The organism is Hymenobacter arcticus (genome assembly GCF_054779975.1).
This window is the reverse complement of record NZ_BAAGXF010000012.1, coordinates 53,687-69,066: the sequence shown is the minus strand read 5'-3', so window position 1 is coordinate 69,066 and position 15,380 is coordinate 53,687. Positions and strand designations below refer to the sequence as shown.

Below are 15,380 nucleotides of genomic sequence, written 5' to 3'. Positions count from 1 at the left end.
GATAAAAAAGGAGGTCGTTGAAACACCACAAATTGCGGTGCGTCAACGACCTCCTTACGGACTATAATGTTTACCTATGCCCTAATCCTGTAACTCCCAGGCGGTGCGGTAGCCGCCCACGCGCTCCACGTATTCCAGAAAAGCCTTGTAAAACGGATGCGAGCCCAGCGTAGACGAGTCGCCCACGAGCAGCAGCTTTTTGCGGGCCCGCGTCATGCCCACGTTCATGCGCCGGATATCGGAGAGGAAGCCGATTTCGCCGTGCGAGTTGCTGCGCGTCAGCGATATAGCGATAATATCGCGCTCCTGGCCCTGGAAGGAATCCACGGTACCCACGCTCAGTTGGCGGTGCAGCATGAGGCCGCTGAGCTCGTCGTTTTCCTCCACAGCGTCCTTCAAATAGTTGATTTGGGCGCGGTAGGGGGCAATTACGCCGATGCTGAGCGGGTCGTCTTCGTGGTCGGCCTGGTCGTAAGGCTCCAGTAGCTGCGCCAGGCGCTTGAGCAGCAGGTCGGCTTCCTCGGGGTTAGCCGTGGAGCGGCTCTCCGGAATGGTAATCTCCTGAAAGCCAAAGCCGGCCGTGTCCAGAAACTCCATCGGCAGGTCGGGGGCGAAGCGCAGGTCGTAGGCTTCCAGGCCATTGTGGGCCACGGTGGGCGCAGCCACCAGGCGGCCATCATAAAACTGCTCGGAGCTGAACTGCATAATCTGCTCGTGCATGCGGTACTGCACTTGCAGCATGCGGCTGGCCTCGGGCTGCCGCTTGATGCCTTTTTCAAACAGTGTTTCGCGCAGGCCATCGCGGGCCGCTTTTTCGCTTTTTACGGTGGGCGGCAGCTGCTGGTGGTCGCCGGCCAGCACTACGCGCTGGGCCTTCGAAATGGGTATCCAGCAGCCCGGCTCCAGGGCCTGGGCGGCCTCGTCGATGAAAACGGTTTCGTAAGTGAGGTGGCGGATATTGCGGTTGCTCGCGCCTACCAGCGTGCAGGTAATTACCTGTACCTGTTCGAGTAAGTCCTCCGTAATGTAGCGCTCCAAGCCGTCGGCCTCCTGGTGCATAGCCCGCGATTCTTCCTTGAGGTGGCGGCGCTGCTCGCGCTCTTCCCAGCCAAAGGTGCGGGTTTGCTTGCTGGCCAGCTCGCGGTATTGCTCGGCCGTTTGGCGCAGCGAGCGCAGCTCGCCGTAGCGCTTGTGGGCCATCACCTGGGCATCGAGCGTGTGCTCCAGCAGCAGGTCCGACACGCGTGAGGGGTTACCCATGCGAATGACGTTGACGCCGCGCTCGGCCAGCTTCTCGGTGAGCAGGTCCACGGCCGTGTTGCTGGGCGCGCACACCAGCACGCGGCGCTCGCGCCGGATGGTTTCCAGAATGGCCTGCACCAGCGTGGTAGTTTTGCCCGTGCCGGGCGGGCCGTGGATAATGGCCACGTCCTGAGCTGCTTGCACATGGCGCACGGCCGCCAGCTGGCTTTCGTTGAGCGGGCTGGGGTAGAAGAGGTCGTCGGCTTTTTCCTGGCGGAAGCGGGCGGGCTTGGCCCCGAGCAGAATGTCGCGCAGGTCGGCCAGGCGGTCGCCGTAGGCGCCCATTACCTTGCCCAGCGCATAGTCCATTTCGCGGTAGCTCACCTCATCAAAGGTGAGGTCGATGCCCAGCTTGCCGCCCTCGTGCACCCAGTCGGGCAGGTCTTCCTTGGTGGTGGCCAGCAGCAGCTTGTTGCGCCGCACGCTGGTAATCACGCCGCTAAGCGTGGGCCGGTCGGTGGCCGAGCGGCCGGGCACGTTGCCAAACAGCGACGCGTTTTTGCCCACCTGAAACAGGTGCAGGCCCTGCTGCCCGGCGGGCCGCTCCAACTCAATCACGACTTTGCCGCCGAAGCCCACGTCTTCCTTGGTAATCGTGACGGGGTACCAAGTGAGGCCGCGCTGCTGGCGCTCCTGAATGCTGGCCTTGGCGTTTTTGAGCTTAAACTGCGCTAAATCTTCTTGTTGCTCTAGCTTGAGCAATGCCTGCACGCGGCGCAGCTCCTTCTCAATGGCGTAAGGCTCGGCGTGGGGGAGGGTACTATCGGTTGACAAAAGACAGGGAGTAATTTTCGTTGGAAGAGTAACAACGAAAAAGGCAAATGAGTGGCCGAAGGTCGGCATTAATTGGGCAAGCTGGCCGGGCGAGTACTTTAGCCCGCTCAGTTTGCCCTTCTTTCTACTCCCCAGTTAATGTCTATGTCTGCACTCTCTCCGGCGGCTGCCGGCTCAACCGCTATTCCCACCCTGGAGTGGGCCGAATATCAATGGCAAGGCACCATTGCGCTTCCCGAGTGGGAAGCCTTCAACCTAGGCCGGGGTGCCTGGAAAGCCGTGCGGGCCGCCACCAACGCCCGGCGGCGTAAGCGCGAGAAATACGCCGGCCAGGAGCGGGATATTTATGGCCCAAATGATGGCCCGCTGGAATTGCACGTAGATGCACTCGACGAAGAAAAGCCCCTGCCGCCCAGCCCCGAGCAAGTACGGGCCTACGAATGGCTGTTGGCCCACGAAAGCGAGCTGCTGCAAGCCACGCTGGCTTATTTTCATCAGCACTGGTGGACTATCCTGCTCACCTACGACCACAGCGACGACGATGCCAACCGCCACAGCCTGCCCTTCAAGCTGCGCACCCCCGCAGAGCTGTGCGGGCTAATTGAGCTGCACAGCGTCTACATCAAGGAAAAGCACACTGGCGGTGTAGCTCACATTGGGTTGGCCCTGAGCTGCGACTGGGACACCGAGCATGGCCTGGGCGTGTACACCTGCCGCAGCGAAGTACTGGGCTTTGGCAGCGGCGACCTAGCGTTTGGCGAATTAGACAGCGCTTTTGAGCTGGATGAAGAGGAAGAGGAATAGTGGCCAGCAGCCCAAGCGCACTAATCTGCTGCCCAGGCCCGCGCTTCCAAAATGGATGTGAAATGCCGGAATTCGTAGTTTAGGCCCGGTATGGCGGTCTGGTACATGCCATCAATAATGAGCCGGTTAAGTACTTGCTCCGATTCGAGGTGCGCGAAGCGGAGTACGCCCAACTCGTTGAGCGGCACCAGCATCTCAGTGTGCGTCCACTCCAGGTCTTTGGGGCGCACGGCTCCTAGGCGGCGGTCGTCGGCTACCCAGCCCGTCACGTGGTGCAGCCGCGCCAAGCGCAGCGCCTCGGTAAGCGCCAGCCGAAAATCGTTGCTGCCGGCAAAGCCCAGCCACTCGGTTTCGAGCACGGTGCGCTGGCCACTGGTATGCAGCAATAGGTTGAGAAAATCGTAGGAAGCGAGGGTCTTAGTCATTGGTAAAGAGCAGCTTATTCTTCCCGGTGCACAGTGGTGGGGTTAAAGGCCGGCACGCACACCGACCAGTACTCGCACTCGGCATCAAACGGGTTGGAGTAACGCACCCGCGCCCCGGCCCGAATCAGCAGCGACTCGCCGGCTTGCAGCTCTACCTCGTCGCCGTCGATTTCGAAGCGCTTGCGGCCGCGTACTACAATGGTAATCTCGTCAAATTCAGGGCGTTGATGGGGCTCGCTCCACTGCGGCGGGGCCACCATGTGGGCCACGCTATACGCGGCCGTGTGGGAGCTGGCCAGGCCAATGTGCTCCTCAATGAGCTTGCCATCGGTGGTGGGCACGCGAAATGGCTGGGGGTTACGGAAGTATTTTTTATCGGCCGACATGGCAAAGTAGGGGAAAGCGGAAAAATTAAAATCAGGGCCGGGTGGGGCAGGGCCCCGGCCGAAAGCTGCGCAGGCCCGCGTTGCGGGCAACGCAGGCGTTGGCATAAGTGAGGCCATTGCAGCCGCACACCGGCTCGTACTCCATCGTGCAGATACCGTTGGGGTTAGCACGGCTGGCATCGAGGCAGTCGATGGCGGGCGGCGTTTGGTGCGTCAACCGCGGCTGGCAGCCGCCGCTAGCTACCAGCAAGGGCCCTAATAGCAGGTATGTGAAAGCCGAATGAATACGCATGGGTCCTTATACGGGGAGCCGGCCGCGAAGGGAAACCTCAACTGGCTGATGGCACACTAATTTCAGGCCTGGCCTCAACCTCCCGGCCCGGCCCCCGTATAGCTGCCCATATCCGGGCTGACGGCCACCTACCGTGCCGGCCCCGGCCTCCTCACCTTACCATTTTTCTATTCCTTCTCATGTCGTACCGCGAAGAAGATAACAAAGCAGGCAAAATCATTATCGCCGCCCTCGCTGGCGCTGGCGCTGGCATCCTGGCTGGCATTTTGCTGGCTCCGGACAAAGGTTCGGCCACGCTCGAAAACTGGAAAGACTCGGCTAAAGGCTACGGTGGTCAGTTGAGCGACCAGTTCAACAAGTACAGCGCTGACCTCGAAACGAAATTCAAAGGCTTGTCAGACAAGCTCGAAGACCTCGGCATTCTGGGTGCCGGTGGTGCCCTCAACATTGGCGGCAACTGGGACGAAATCAAAGGCAAGCTGAAGCAGCAGTATGCGCAGCTCACCGATGAGGACCTGACCTACGCCGAAGGCAAAGGCGACGAACTGCTTGGCAAGCTGCAAGACAAGCTGGGCAAAGGCAAGTCGGAAATCACTAAGCTCATCAATGATTTGGTGGGCAAAGGCGGTGACGTAGCCGACAAAGCCAAGGATGCCGCCAGCAAAGGCGTTGACGCTGCGAAAGATGCTGCCGACAAAGGTGCCGATGCTGCCAAAGATGCCGTAAACAAAGGCGCTGACGCTGCGAAAGACGCTACCAAATAAGCAACGCATAGCTTCGGCTAACAGAATAAAAAGCCTCGTACCTTTCAGGACGGGGCTTTTTTGGGCTCTGGCCTAACCACCGGTGCGCTTCCCGCGTTAGCCTACCCAAGTTCTCCTAAATCCTCCACTAAAGCTGTTTTCACCCATGCCCAACGACAACGGAAAAGTCATCGTCTCGCTCATCGCCGGGGCCACCGCTGGCATCTTGGCCGGACTGCTACTGGCCCCCGAAACCGGCGACGAGGCCCGCGCCGGCCTGCGCGAGTCGGCCCGCAAGTGGTGGGCCGACAGCCTTGGCAAAGCCCACGATGCCTTGGGCAAGGCCAAAGACGCCGCTGCCACCCCCAACGCCAGCGCCGCCGTGCGTGAAGACCGCCAAGCGGCCGATGCGCTGTTTAACTCCATGGGCAACGCGGAGCCGGGCGACCTAGCTACGCCCGCTGGCAATGGCCGGTCGGTGGCTGGCGATGAAGACTACGACTCGCGCGATGACCTCGACTACGACGGCGATGCCGGTGAAGGCCGCCACCGGGCGATGTAAGCACTTGGTAGTAAAGTTTTTGCTGCCAGCGCAACCTATCACGGATGCCCGCGTAAAACTCCCTACAAACGGCTTAATCGAAGCCCGCTGTGCTACCAGCAAAATTGCCGGTCGTAGGAGCTTCTGCCAGTGTTGGTTAAACATACTGGTCGTAAAATCAGATGGCCCATCGCACACTTCTGGTATTGAAGCGGCTTTGTACTAAGCTGTTCGTAAAAAAGGCCCGCTACCCTTTGTTGGTAGCGGGCCTTTTTTTGGCTCCGGGTGCTAGGGCTTCGTTAGGAAGCGTTGGGCTGGGCTTTGTCCTGCGCCACCACTTCGGGGCGCATCTGCGGGAAAAACAGTACGTCCTGGATGGAGTGCGAGTTGGTCATAATCATGCTCAGGCGGTCGATGCCGATGCCCAAGCCCGCGGTCGGCGGCATGCCGTACTCCAGGGCGCGCAGGAAGTCCTCGTCGAGTACCATGGCCTCGGTGTCGCCGCGCTTGCCCAGTTCCAACTGGTCTTCGAAGCGCTGGCGCTGGTCGATGGGGTCGTTGAGCTCGGAGAACGCGTTGCAGATTTCCTTGCCGTTGCAGATGGCTTCAAAGCGCTCCACGAGGCCGGGGTGGTCGCGGTGCTTCTTGGCCAGCGGCGACATCTCCACTGGGTAGTCGGTGATGAAGGTGGGCTGGATAAGTTTGGGCTCCACGTGCTCACCAAAAATCTCGTCAATAATCTTCGACTTACCCATGCTGGGGTCGAGGCCCACGTGCAGCTTGGTGGCCGTTTCGCGCAGCGTGGCTTCGTCCATCTCACCGATGGCTACGCCCGTAAATTTCTCGATGGCCTCAAACATGGTGTAGCGCTGCCAGGGCCGCTGGAAATTGATGAGGTTGTCGCCCACCTGCACCTCGGTTTTGCCGTGCAGCGCCATGGCCACGCGCTCTACCATTTCCTCCACCAGGTCCATCATCCAGTTGTAGTCCTTGTAGGCTACGTAGAGCTCCATCTGGGTGAACTCGGGGTTGTGGAAGCGCGACATGCCCTCGTTGCGGAAGTCCTTGGAGAACTCGTACACGCCGTCGAAGCCGCCTACAATCAACCGCTTGAGGTACAGCTCGTTGGCAATGCGCAGGTACAGCGACATATCCAGCGTGTTGTGGTGCGTTTTGAAGGGCCGGGCCGCCGCGCCACCGTAGAGCGGCTGCAAAATCGGAGTTTCTACTTCCAGGTAACCCTTGTCGTTCAGGTAGTTGCGCATGGCTTGCACCAGCTGCGTACGTTTGATGAACGTCTCGCGCACTTGGGGGTTCACCACCATGTCCACGTAGCGCTGGCGGTAGCGCTGCTCGGGGTCGGTGAAGGCGTCATATACCACTTTTTCGCCCGTGGCTTCGTCAATTTTCTCCTTTACCACCGGTAACGGCCGCAGAGACTTCGCCAATAATACCAGTTCCTTCACGTGGATGGACGTTTCGCCCACCTGCGTCACGAACACGTGGCCCTTCACACCAATGAAATCACCCAGGTCGAGCAACTTCTTGAACACGTTGTTATACAACGTTTTATCTTCACCAGGGCAAATTTCGTCGCGGTTCACGTAGAGTTGGATGCGGCCCGACGAGTCCATGAGTTCGGCAAACGAGGCCTTGCCCATCACGCGCGACGACATGAGCCGGCCCGCCAGCGACACCTCCTGGAAGTTATTCAGCTCGGGGTGGTAATTATCGTGAATTTCCTGGGCGGAGAAATTCACGTCGAAAAGCTCGGACGGATAGGGGTTGATGCCCAGCGCTTTAAGGTCGTCGAGCTTCTGGCGGCGCAGGATTTCCTGCTCACTGAGATGGTGCATAAAATCGCAGATTTTGCTGATTGGGCAGATGCCGCAGATTCAGGCGGCGTAGCTGGCAATGACAGCTTTAAGGTAGAGACACGCCCCTTAGGTAAGGGAAGCCTCCATGAATGGTGTAGTTGCAAAAGTAAGCCATGAAAAAAGCCGTTCCGATAAATCGAAACGGCTTTTTGAATAAGTCAGGCAGCTAGTAAAATAAAATACGGACAGAAAATACAATTCAGAAGAAAGCCGTCTGAATCTGCGGCATCTGCTCAATCAGCAAAATCTGCGATTTTAGGCGGCCATTTTCAGTTCGGGCTCCGGCTCGGTACCGAGCAGCGTGGGCTGCACGCGGGTGCGCAGGCGCTCCTGCACAAAGCCGTGCTGCAAGTGGGTGGGCAGCTCGCGCACCAGCTGCTCGTAGCGCTCCAGGCCCAGGGCCTTGGCCACGTAGGTCTCGTGGATGCCGTTGAGGTAGCTCACAATACCTAGCAACGAGCTGTGAAACAGGCGGAAGTCGATATCGGCCTCCACGTAGCGCTCAATCTCGCGGCTGCTCTGCGAGATGCGCAGGCGACCCAGCAAATCGAAGATGGTGGTGTAGCCCAGGCGCCAGGTAATCTGCTGCCAGTGGGCGGCCGTCCACTTATCGAGCGGCTTGCCCGTCTTCTGGCTGCGAATAGCGGTGTTGGGGTTAGCCTGTACGGTCTGGCGCACGGTGATAGCCTTCTGCTTGCGGGTGGTGCGCAAAAACTGGCCAATCTGGGCCTGGGCGTCAATCTCCTGCGAGGCAATGTGCAGGCCGGCCTTGTAGCCCGCCAGCGGCAAGCGGTGAATGTTGAAGTCACCGTAAGCCCCAGCTGCATAGAACGATACGGGGCGCGGGTAGGCGTTCTTCACTACCAGGCGGCCCACCTCGCGGCGAATCACCTGGGCGTTGTTGGAGCGTACGCCGGTAGTATATAAGAAGGCTTGCAAGCCCGAAAGGATGGTATGGTACGCCTGCGGGAAGGTCCAGTGCAGCGCATTGCGCAGGAAGTTCTCATCGCCCAACTCAGCGGTGGCACGCAGCGCATACTCGGTGCTCCAGCACGAATGCAGCAGCTTGGTGAGGGCCGTAGCGTCGGTCTCGGTCAGCTCGGCTTGGTGCTGGCGGAAATAGGGGAGGTGCACCAGGCCACCCAGCGGGCTTTCGCCGTCCTGAATGTGCGAGCTGAGCGCAAAGAAATAGTTGAGAAACACTTGGGCTGGAATGGAGCGGCGCCAGGTTTCGTCGGCCAAGCGCTGTTGCTCCTGCTCTTCGGGAGTGAGCATGGCTTCGGCGGGCGAGATAGCCATTACCGGGGCCGAATACGTCTCGGCCGGAATGAGCGGGATAATGCGGGCTTCGGGTTTCATCGTCATACCAGGTAAACTGCTAGCCAAGATTTTTAGTTGCGTTTTGCTAAAGATATTTCAGGCGATTTACTAAATTTATTAGTGGCTCCGCGCGGGTGTTTCTAGCCCGCAGATGGCGCAGAGGTTTTCGCAGAACGCAGAAGCTAACGGCGCAAAAAAAGCTCCTGAGCCAACGGCCCAGGAGCTTTTAAATACAACTAATCAACTAACATCAGCGCCGTTCGAATCTGCGAAATCAGCACAATCTGTCTAAATCTGCGATTATTGTTGTTCGTCCTTGATAACGTTCACAGCTTCACCCAAGGTGATGTCCTTGTTGAGACCGCGGGTGAAACGCATGGCGCGGTTCACCTTCACCGAGTCGCCGCCGAGAGCGGTACGGTCAGCAGTGAGGGCGGCCAGAGCCAACGGCGTGGCGGTTTTCTGAATAGCTTCGTACTTGTCCGACTCCGCCTTGAGTTGGTGCTGCATATCGCGGAACTTGTCGAGCTTGAGCGAAACCACCGTTTCGTCCTTGCGCTTGCGCAGGCTCTGCACCAGCTCCGTCATTTGCTGGAAGGCGGGGCTGGCGGCCACGCGAGCCTTGCTGTTGGCTTCAAGCTTGGTGTAGTTGGGCTGGTCGTCCCAGGGGCGGTAGCTGGCGGGCTTAATCTCGTCCCACTTCAGCGGGAAGTCCGACTCCTTTTCGCCTTGGTCGAGGTACGAAAGCACGTCGGGCAGCACGATATCCGAAGCCACGCCCTTGAACTGGGTCGAGCCGCCGGTGACGCGGTAGAACTTCTGCATCGTGAACTTGAGCGAGCCAAAGGGCTTCAGCGAAGCCAACTCATTAGGCAGCGCCTCATCAAGGTCGATAATGCGCTGCACCGTGCCCTTGCCATAGGTGCTGGTCGAGCCCATGATGATGCCGCGCTTGTAGTCCTGGATGGCAGCGGCCAGAATCTCGGAGGCCGAGGCGCTGTACTTATTCACCAGCACCACGAGCGGGCCGCTGTACTGCACGCGGGGGTCCTTGTCGTTGAGCACGTTGGTTACGCCACGGCTGTCGTGCACCTGCACCATGGGGCCGCTGGGCATGAAGAGACCGGCCATTTCCACGGCATCGTTGAGCGAGCCGCCGCCGTTGGTGCGCAGGTCGAATACTACGCCTTTCACGCCTTCGGCGGTAAGCTTGGCGAGTTCTTTCTTCACATCGGCGGCCGAAGAGCGCCCGCCGTTGTCGTTGAAGTCAGCGTAGAACGCCGGTAGGCGCAGGTAGCCGATTTTCACGCCACTCGGGTCGTTGATAACCGCCGATTGGGCATAGGTATCTTCCACCACCACCACGTCGCGGATGATTGGAATTACTTTGGTCGAGCCATCAGCTTTCTTCACCGTGAGGCGTACTTCCGAGCCTTTCTTGCCCCGAATAAGCGTCACTGCTTTATTCGTGTGCCAGCCCTCGATGCTCACGGGCTCGGTAGCGCCCTGGGCCACGCGCAGGATGGCGTCACCCTTTTTCAACTCACCCTGGCGGAACGAGGCCGAGCCGGGTACAATGTCCTCAATATAAATCAGGCCTTCTTTCTCACGCAACGTGGCGCCGATGCCCTCAAAGCGGCCCGTAAGCTGAATATCAAACTCCTGCTTTTCGCGAGGGGCAAAGTATTCGGTATGAGGGTCATATGTATTGGCAATTACGTTGGCGTAGTTGCTGAGAATCTCGTTGGTATCGGGCTGGTCGGCAAACTGCTCGTCGTAGTATTTCAGTACGCGCTTGCGGGCCTCAATCTCCATTTGGGCGGGCGTGCGGTCGGGCTCGATGGTAGCGGGCTCCTTGGCCAGGCTGGCCACGCGCGAGCGGTCGTGGCGCTTGTCCTGCTCGTCCATCATCTCGGCCACGCGGGTCAGCGTTTCGTACTTGAGCAGCTTGCGCCACTGCTCGCGCTGGTCGGCGGTGTTGGTGGGGAAGGTGGCCTTCTCAAAATCAGTCTGAATGGTCTCGTCGGCGTCGAACGTGAACGGCTTGGCCAGCAGCTCGTGGGCGAGCGCCTGCATTTGCTTGCTGCGGTCGGCCATGAGCTTGGTGCTCAGGTCCAGAAACTCGTGGGTGCCGCGCTTGGTTTCGTCGTCGATATCGGTCTGGTACTTAGTCAGCTGCGTAACGTCGGACTGCAACAGAAATTTCTTGCGATAGTCTAGGCGCTTGAGCGCCAGCTCAAACACGCGCTTGCTGAAGGCATCGTCGACGCGCTCGGGCTGGTAGTGGGCCTGCGAGAGCCCCTGCACAATGGTACCCACCAACACCTGCTCTTTGCTAGGTGCTGCCTGCGGGCCGCTGTGCTCGTAGAAGCGATAGGATGCCAGCCCGAATACGGCGGCAACCAGGCCGGCGTAGGAGCCAACTTTGAGGCGGGGGGAGAACATTTCGAAGATAATTAGGAAGAAGGCCAAATGTAGGGGCCAAGATGCGCCAAGTTGCACGACCTAGGCTTAAGTACGGTAAAAACGTCGATGGAGACGCGATTAGTGCCGCCTAATCCAACTGTTGTGCCGTAATTCCGGCGAATTCCGCCGGTTTGTCTATTGAATCTGCCTTTAAGCCCCTTTGCTGTGAATACTACTGCTATCCGCGCCGCCCTGCTGGGCTTGGCCGTGGGCGATGCCCTGGGCGTGCCCGTTGAATTTATCAGCCGCGAAGTTCGCCAGGCTGACTACGTGACGGGGCTGCGCGGCTACGGCACCCACCGCCAGCCGCCCGGCACCTGGTCCGATGATTCGTCGCTCACGTTTTGCCTGGCCGAAACGCTGGCCCTGCCTGGCGGGCTAACTGAGTTGCCGGACCTGGCCGACTTTGGCCGGCGCGCCATTAACTGGCTGGATAACAGCTACTGGACGGCCACCGGCGAAACCTTCGACGTGGGCAATGCCACGCGCAGCGCCATTTACAGCCTCAAGCAGGGCGTGCGCCCTAGCCAGGCCGGCCCGCGCTCCGAGCACGACAACGGTAACGGGGCGCTTATGCGAATTCTGCCGCTCGTTTTTCACCAAACCTGGCAGGCCGAAACCCTGGATATGGATGCGGCCTGGTCCCTGACCGAAGCCGTGGCCAGCGTTACGCACGGCCACCCGCGCTCCACGCTGGGCTGCTTTTTATACTTATTGGTAGCGCGGGGGGTGGCAGCGGGGCTGGCGCCCAAAGAAGCGTATGCGCAAATGCGCGCGCTCGCAACTCCTTGGCTACAAAGTGGTAGTATTCCGGCAGTTGTTGAGGATGCGCATTACCGGCGAGTGCTCGATAATTCGCTGCCGGCGGTAGCTGAATCCAAAATCGGCTCCTCCGGCTACGTGGTGCACACCCTCGAAGCCGCGCTCTGGTGCCTGCTGCGCCACGACACCTATGCCGCCACGGTGCTGGCCGCCGTGAACCTCGGCGACGACACCGATACCACTGGCGCGGTAGCCGGCGGCCTGGCCGGCCTGGCATATGGCGAGGCTGGCATCCCGGCCGAGTGGCTGGCCGGGCTGGCGCGCCGCGCCGACATCGAGGACCTGGCCCAGCGGCTGGCGGCGGCCGGCTAGTGCTACTCGCCGCCGACGGCGGCCAGGGCTTTTTGGGTGGTGAGGGTGGCCCCGGCGCTGGCTACCATCACCAGGGCCACGGCCAGCCACTGGCTGAGGGTGAGCTGCTCACGCAGAAAAAGCCAGCCGCAGAGCGCCGCCGCGGCTGGTTCCACGCTCATCAAAATACTGAATGTGCGCGTGGGTAATGACTTGAGCGCCTGCATCTCCAGCGTGAAAGGCAGCGCGCTGGACAGCAGCGCCAGCGCCGCGCCCAGTGCCAGCAGGCGCGGCGTGAGGGCCGCCACCTGCCCGCTGCCCAGCCCAAACGGCAGCACCGCCAGCGTGGCAAACAGCATGCCGATGGCCACGGCCGTATTGCCGGGCAGCACCTCGGCCACGCGCCCGCCCAGCACAATGTACACCGCCCAGCAGCCGCCCGCCGCCAGCGCAAACAGCATCCCCACCACATCAATGCCGTGGCCGCCCCAGGGCGCAATGAGCGCAATGCCCACGCCCGCCAGCAGCGCCCACAGCACATCGAGCCAGCGGCGCGAGCCGGCCAACGCCACCAGCAGCGGCCCCACAAACTCCAGCGTGACGCCCAGCCCCAGCGAGATGCGGGCTAAGGCGCAGTAAAACAAGAAGTTCATGGCCCCCAGCGCCAGGCCGTAGGGCACCACGGCCCGCCACTGCGGGGCCCGCAGCTCACCCAGCCGGGGCCGCACCGCTACCAGCAGCATCAGCGCCGACAAGCCGATGCGCAGGCTGGCCGTGCCCGCCGCCCCCATCACCGGAAACAGCCCCTTGGCAATGGCCGCGCCGCCCTGCACGCTGATAATGGCTAAGAAAACCGCCGGCACGGGCGGCAACGAAAAACGGGTAGCGTTGGGCATAATGGCCACAAAGCTAGCCCTCATCACCCGCCGTTTTAGCCCATTAAGGCCTGAATGTGCTCAGCCAGCACCGCGATGATGTGCAGGATTTCCTCGTGCGTGGAGGCCTGGTACGATTGCGCGGCGGGGCTGTCGGGCTGCTCTTCCCAGCTGGCCAGGGCGGCCAGGGTTTCGAGGCGCGTGACGGAGGTTTCGATGCGGGCGTACACGCTGGCCCACAGCTGCTGGTTCCAGATGGGCTGCTGCAGCAGGTGCAGGCGCAGGTCGAGCAGGCTCATCACCACGCCGGCCAGGCGTTGCAGCAGGTCAGCCTCGGTGGGGCTGAAGGTGCGGGGCTTGTGGTCGATAACGCACAGTACGCCAATGGAATAGCCGGCCGGCGTGCGCAGGGCGCTGCCCGCGTAAAAGCCCAGGTTGAGGCGCTGCACCAGCGATGGGTTTATCAGGTCGCAGGGCTCGGCCTTCAGGTCTTCAAAAATGCTGATTTCGTCGTGCAGCATGGCCACCGAGCACAGGGTTTCCCAGCGGTTGACGCGGTCCAGTTCGGGGTCGAGGCCATAGTTGAGGCCGAAGCGCACTTCCTCTTCCTCCACAAACGCCACAATGCCGATGGGCACGTTGAAGAGCTTGGCCGTGAGGCGCACCAGCTCCGAAAACGTTTCGTCCCGCATCGTATTAAAGAGTTGGTACGGGCGTAGGGCTTCGAGGCGTAGCTCCTCGGTGAGCGGCGTCAGGGTAACAGGGTTTTTCACAGAAATAAGATAAAGTAGGACAAATATAAGGGGTAAGCGCGTATTTCGTGAATAATCGCCTTATCAGCCAGCCTGATAATGGTTATGGGAAGTTGAGGTTAGTATGCTGGCTAAGCCAGCAGGTGCGGCCGCTCCTGGTACACTTTCCACAAAAACTCACCACACAGAGCGTTGGTTTCGGGCGACTGGGCGCGGAGAGAGCGGGCCAGGTCGTTTTTGTGAAATGTCTCGGGCAGGTAGTCGGTGCCCGCGTGCGCGGCGCGCAGCTGCTGCACGCAGGCTTTTATTTCGGCGTCATCGGTGCTGGTGAGGCCGCGCATCACGAGGCTGAGCGGCCAAATCTGGTTGGGGCCACTGCGCGGGCTGCCAATGCCCTCGCCCGCCGAGCCCTTGTAAAAGAAAGGGTTAGCTGCCGAAAGCACCAGCCGGCGGGTGTTTTGGTAGGTGGGCTCGTTGAGGAGCACGGCCCCTAGGTAGGGCAGGGCCAGCAGGCAGGGCACGCTGGCCTCATCCAGCACCGCGTAGCCGCCGTAGCCATCGACCTCGTAGGCGTACACGGGGCCAAGCGCGGGGTGCGTCACCACGGCGTGCTGGCGCAGCGCCACGGCAATCTCATCCGACAGCGCCAGGCATTCCTGGGCGGCCGGGCCATCGTGGGCAATATCAGACAGCATCAGAAACACCTGGCGCAAGGCACTGACGGCGAAGAAGTTGCTGGGTACCACAAAGGGCAGCCGCGCGGCCTCCCCGCTGGGCCGGAAGGCCGAAGCAATAAGGCCCACCGGCCGCGCCGGGTAGCCATAGCCGCCGAGGGGCTGGGTATCGGCGGCGCTGAGGGCCGGGCACTGGTAGTGGTAGGGGCCGGGGCCAGCCTTGCGCTGCTGCTCCCGAAAGGTGCTCACCGTCAGGGCAATGGCCCGCCGCCAGTCGGCATCGAAGGGCTGGTCATCACCGGTTGTTTTCCAGTACTGGTAGCCCAGCCGGATGGGGTAGCACAGCGAATCAACGGCCCACTTGCGCGCCTGCACGCCGGGCGGGCCCTCGCCCACGCGGGCCAGGTCGGGGTAAAATGCGTTGGCGTACGGGTCGCGCAAGATGCACTGCGTCTGGCGGTTGAGGACGCCAGCCACCAGCTGGCGCAGGGCCGCGTCCTGCTTCACAAATTGCAAGTAGGGCCACACCTGGGCCGCACTGTTGCGCAGGCTCATAGCATCGCCGTCGCCGGTGCCCACGTACGTATCGGGCCGGCCGGCGCGGGTGCCGGGCGTCACGGTGGTGTCGAGGGGGTTGGCAAGGCAGTTGCCAAAGAGCCAGCCCAACTCGGGGTCCTTCACCTGACGCTGAAACTCCCGGATGGCCGCCTCCACGGCTTGGCTTTGGAACCGGCGCTGGCTGGCCACGGGGCGCACCACGGGCAGAGCCGGCGCGGCGGTGGCTCGCAGCGGCAGTGGTAGTAAGGGGCTGAGGGCCAGCAGGCTAGTGCCCTGCACAAACGCGCGGCGATTCATAGCTACTAAATAGGCAGCGCGTAACGCGGCCGATGCCCTTGGCCCGGCCGCCACCTTAGCCAGAGAGTGTACCCGGCAAAGATGCAGCAAAAAGCAAAAGCCAACAACCGGGCTTGCCGCAACCTAAAACTGGTAGGAAAACAAATTGAAATGCGGTGCTATGGGCAGGGTAGTGAGGAGT

General features: G+C 61.0%; 14 protein-coding genes. 4 read left to right on the top strand and 10 right to left on the bottom strand.

The genetic code is table 11. The annotated features are described in order from the left end of the window. Positions 1 to 81: 81 nt before the first annotated feature. Positions 82 to 2,076 carry a DEAD/DEAH box helicase gene (locus ACYVGC_RS18110; RefSeq protein WP_460585257.1) on the bottom strand — a complete coding sequence of 665 codons (1,995 nt, stop codon included), beginning with the start codon at positions 2,074 to 2,076 and terminating at the stop codon, positions 82 to 84. 144 nt (positions 2,077 to 2,220) lie between these two features. On the opposite strand from ACYVGC_RS18110, the gene ACYVGC_RS18105 reads away from it, so the two are divergent. Then, complete coding sequence (locus ACYVGC_RS18105; RefSeq protein ID WP_460585256.1) at positions 2,221 to 2,880, top strand: DUF6985 domain-containing protein; 660 nt, start codon at positions 2,221 to 2,223, stop codon at positions 2,878 to 2,880. Between the two features lie 20 nt (positions 2,881 to 2,900). On the opposite strand, the gene ACYVGC_RS18100 is transcribed toward ACYVGC_RS18105, so the two are convergent. The 3 genes from ACYVGC_RS18100 to ACYVGC_RS18090 are packed head-to-tail and all read right to left on the bottom strand — an operon-like array spanning position 2,901 to position 3,983. Then, positions 2,901 to 3,305: a hypothetical protein gene (locus ACYVGC_RS18100; RefSeq protein ID WP_460585255.1), complete on the bottom strand. Its 405-nt coding sequence runs from the start codon at positions 3,303 to 3,305 to the stop codon at positions 2,901 to 2,903. A 14-nt stretch (positions 3,306 to 3,319) separates the two neighbouring features. Continuing rightward, positions 3,320 to 3,691, bottom strand: coding sequence for a cupin domain-containing protein (locus ACYVGC_RS18095; RefSeq protein ID WP_460585254.1), 372 nt, complete (start codon positions 3,689 to 3,691; stop codon positions 3,320 to 3,322). 31 nt (positions 3,692 to 3,722) lie between these two features. Beyond that, on the bottom strand, positions 3,723 to 3,983 hold the full coding sequence (locus tag ACYVGC_RS18090) for a Kazal-type serine protease inhibitor family protein (RefSeq protein WP_460585253.1): 261 nt from the start codon (positions 3,981 to 3,983) through the stop codon (positions 3,723 to 3,725). 179 nt (positions 3,984 to 4,162) lie between these two features. Between ACYVGC_RS18090 and ACYVGC_RS18085 the strand changes: the two genes are divergently transcribed. Together ACYVGC_RS18085 and ACYVGC_RS18080 are read left to right on the top strand one after the other, a co-directional pair. Next, positions 4,163 to 4,747, top strand: coding sequence for a CsbD family protein (locus ACYVGC_RS18085; protein WP_460585252.1), 585 nt, complete (start codon positions 4,163 to 4,165; stop codon positions 4,745 to 4,747). 145 nt (positions 4,748 to 4,892) lie between these two features. Next, complete coding sequence (locus ACYVGC_RS18080) at positions 4,893 to 5,288, top strand: YtxH domain-containing protein (RefSeq protein ID WP_460585251.1); 396 nt, start codon at positions 4,893 to 4,895, stop codon at positions 5,286 to 5,288. A 278-nt stretch (positions 5,289 to 5,566) separates the two neighbouring features. Here ACYVGC_RS18080 and lysS read toward each other — a convergent pair whose 3' ends face one another. From lysS to ACYVGC_RS18065, 3 genes are all read right to left on the bottom strand, one after another. Next, positions 5,567 to 7,123 carry a lysine--tRNA ligase gene (gene lysS, locus ACYVGC_RS18075; protein ID WP_460585250.1) on the bottom strand — a complete coding sequence of 519 codons (1,557 nt, stop codon included), beginning with the start codon at positions 7,121 to 7,123 and terminating at the stop codon, positions 5,567 to 5,569. A gap of 276 nt (positions 7,124 to 7,399) precedes the next feature. After that, positions 7,400 to 8,509: a hypothetical protein gene (locus ACYVGC_RS18070; RefSeq protein WP_460585249.1), complete on the bottom strand. Its 1,110-nt coding sequence runs from the start codon at positions 8,507 to 8,509 to the stop codon at positions 7,400 to 7,402. 255 nt (positions 8,510 to 8,764) lie between these two features. Next, on the bottom strand, positions 8,765 to 10,909 hold the full coding sequence (locus ACYVGC_RS18065; protein WP_460585248.1) for a carboxy terminal-processing peptidase: 2,145 nt from the start codon (positions 10,907 to 10,909) through the stop codon (positions 8,765 to 8,767). Between the two features lie 186 nt (positions 10,910 to 11,095). On the opposite strand from ACYVGC_RS18065, the gene ACYVGC_RS18060 reads away from it, so the two are divergent. After that, entirely contained in the window at positions 11,096 to 12,064 is a 969-nt protein-coding gene (locus tag ACYVGC_RS18060) for an ADP-ribosylglycohydrolase family protein (protein ID WP_460585247.1), read from the top strand. A gap of 2 nt (positions 12,065 to 12,066) precedes the next feature. On the opposite strand, the gene ACYVGC_RS18055 is transcribed toward ACYVGC_RS18060, so the two are convergent. From ACYVGC_RS18055 to ACYVGC_RS18045, 3 genes are all read right to left on the bottom strand, one after another. Next, a complete protein-coding gene (locus ACYVGC_RS18055) occupies positions 12,067 to 12,939 on the bottom strand; it encodes an EamA family transporter (RefSeq protein WP_460585246.1) in 873 nt (290 codons plus the stop codon). A gap of 35 nt (positions 12,940 to 12,974) precedes the next feature. Continuing rightward, positions 12,975 to 13,691 (bottom strand): GAF domain-containing protein, encoded by a 717-nt coding sequence (locus ACYVGC_RS18050; RefSeq protein ID WP_460585245.1) that lies wholly within the window; start codon positions 13,689 to 13,691, stop codon positions 12,975 to 12,977. 110 nt (positions 13,692 to 13,801) lie between these two features. Continuing rightward, complete coding sequence (locus tag ACYVGC_RS18045) at positions 13,802 to 15,199, bottom strand: glycoside hydrolase family 125 protein (RefSeq protein WP_460585244.1); 1,398 nt, start codon at positions 15,197 to 15,199, stop codon at positions 13,802 to 13,804. Between the last annotated feature and the right edge of the window lie 181 nt (positions 15,200 to 15,380).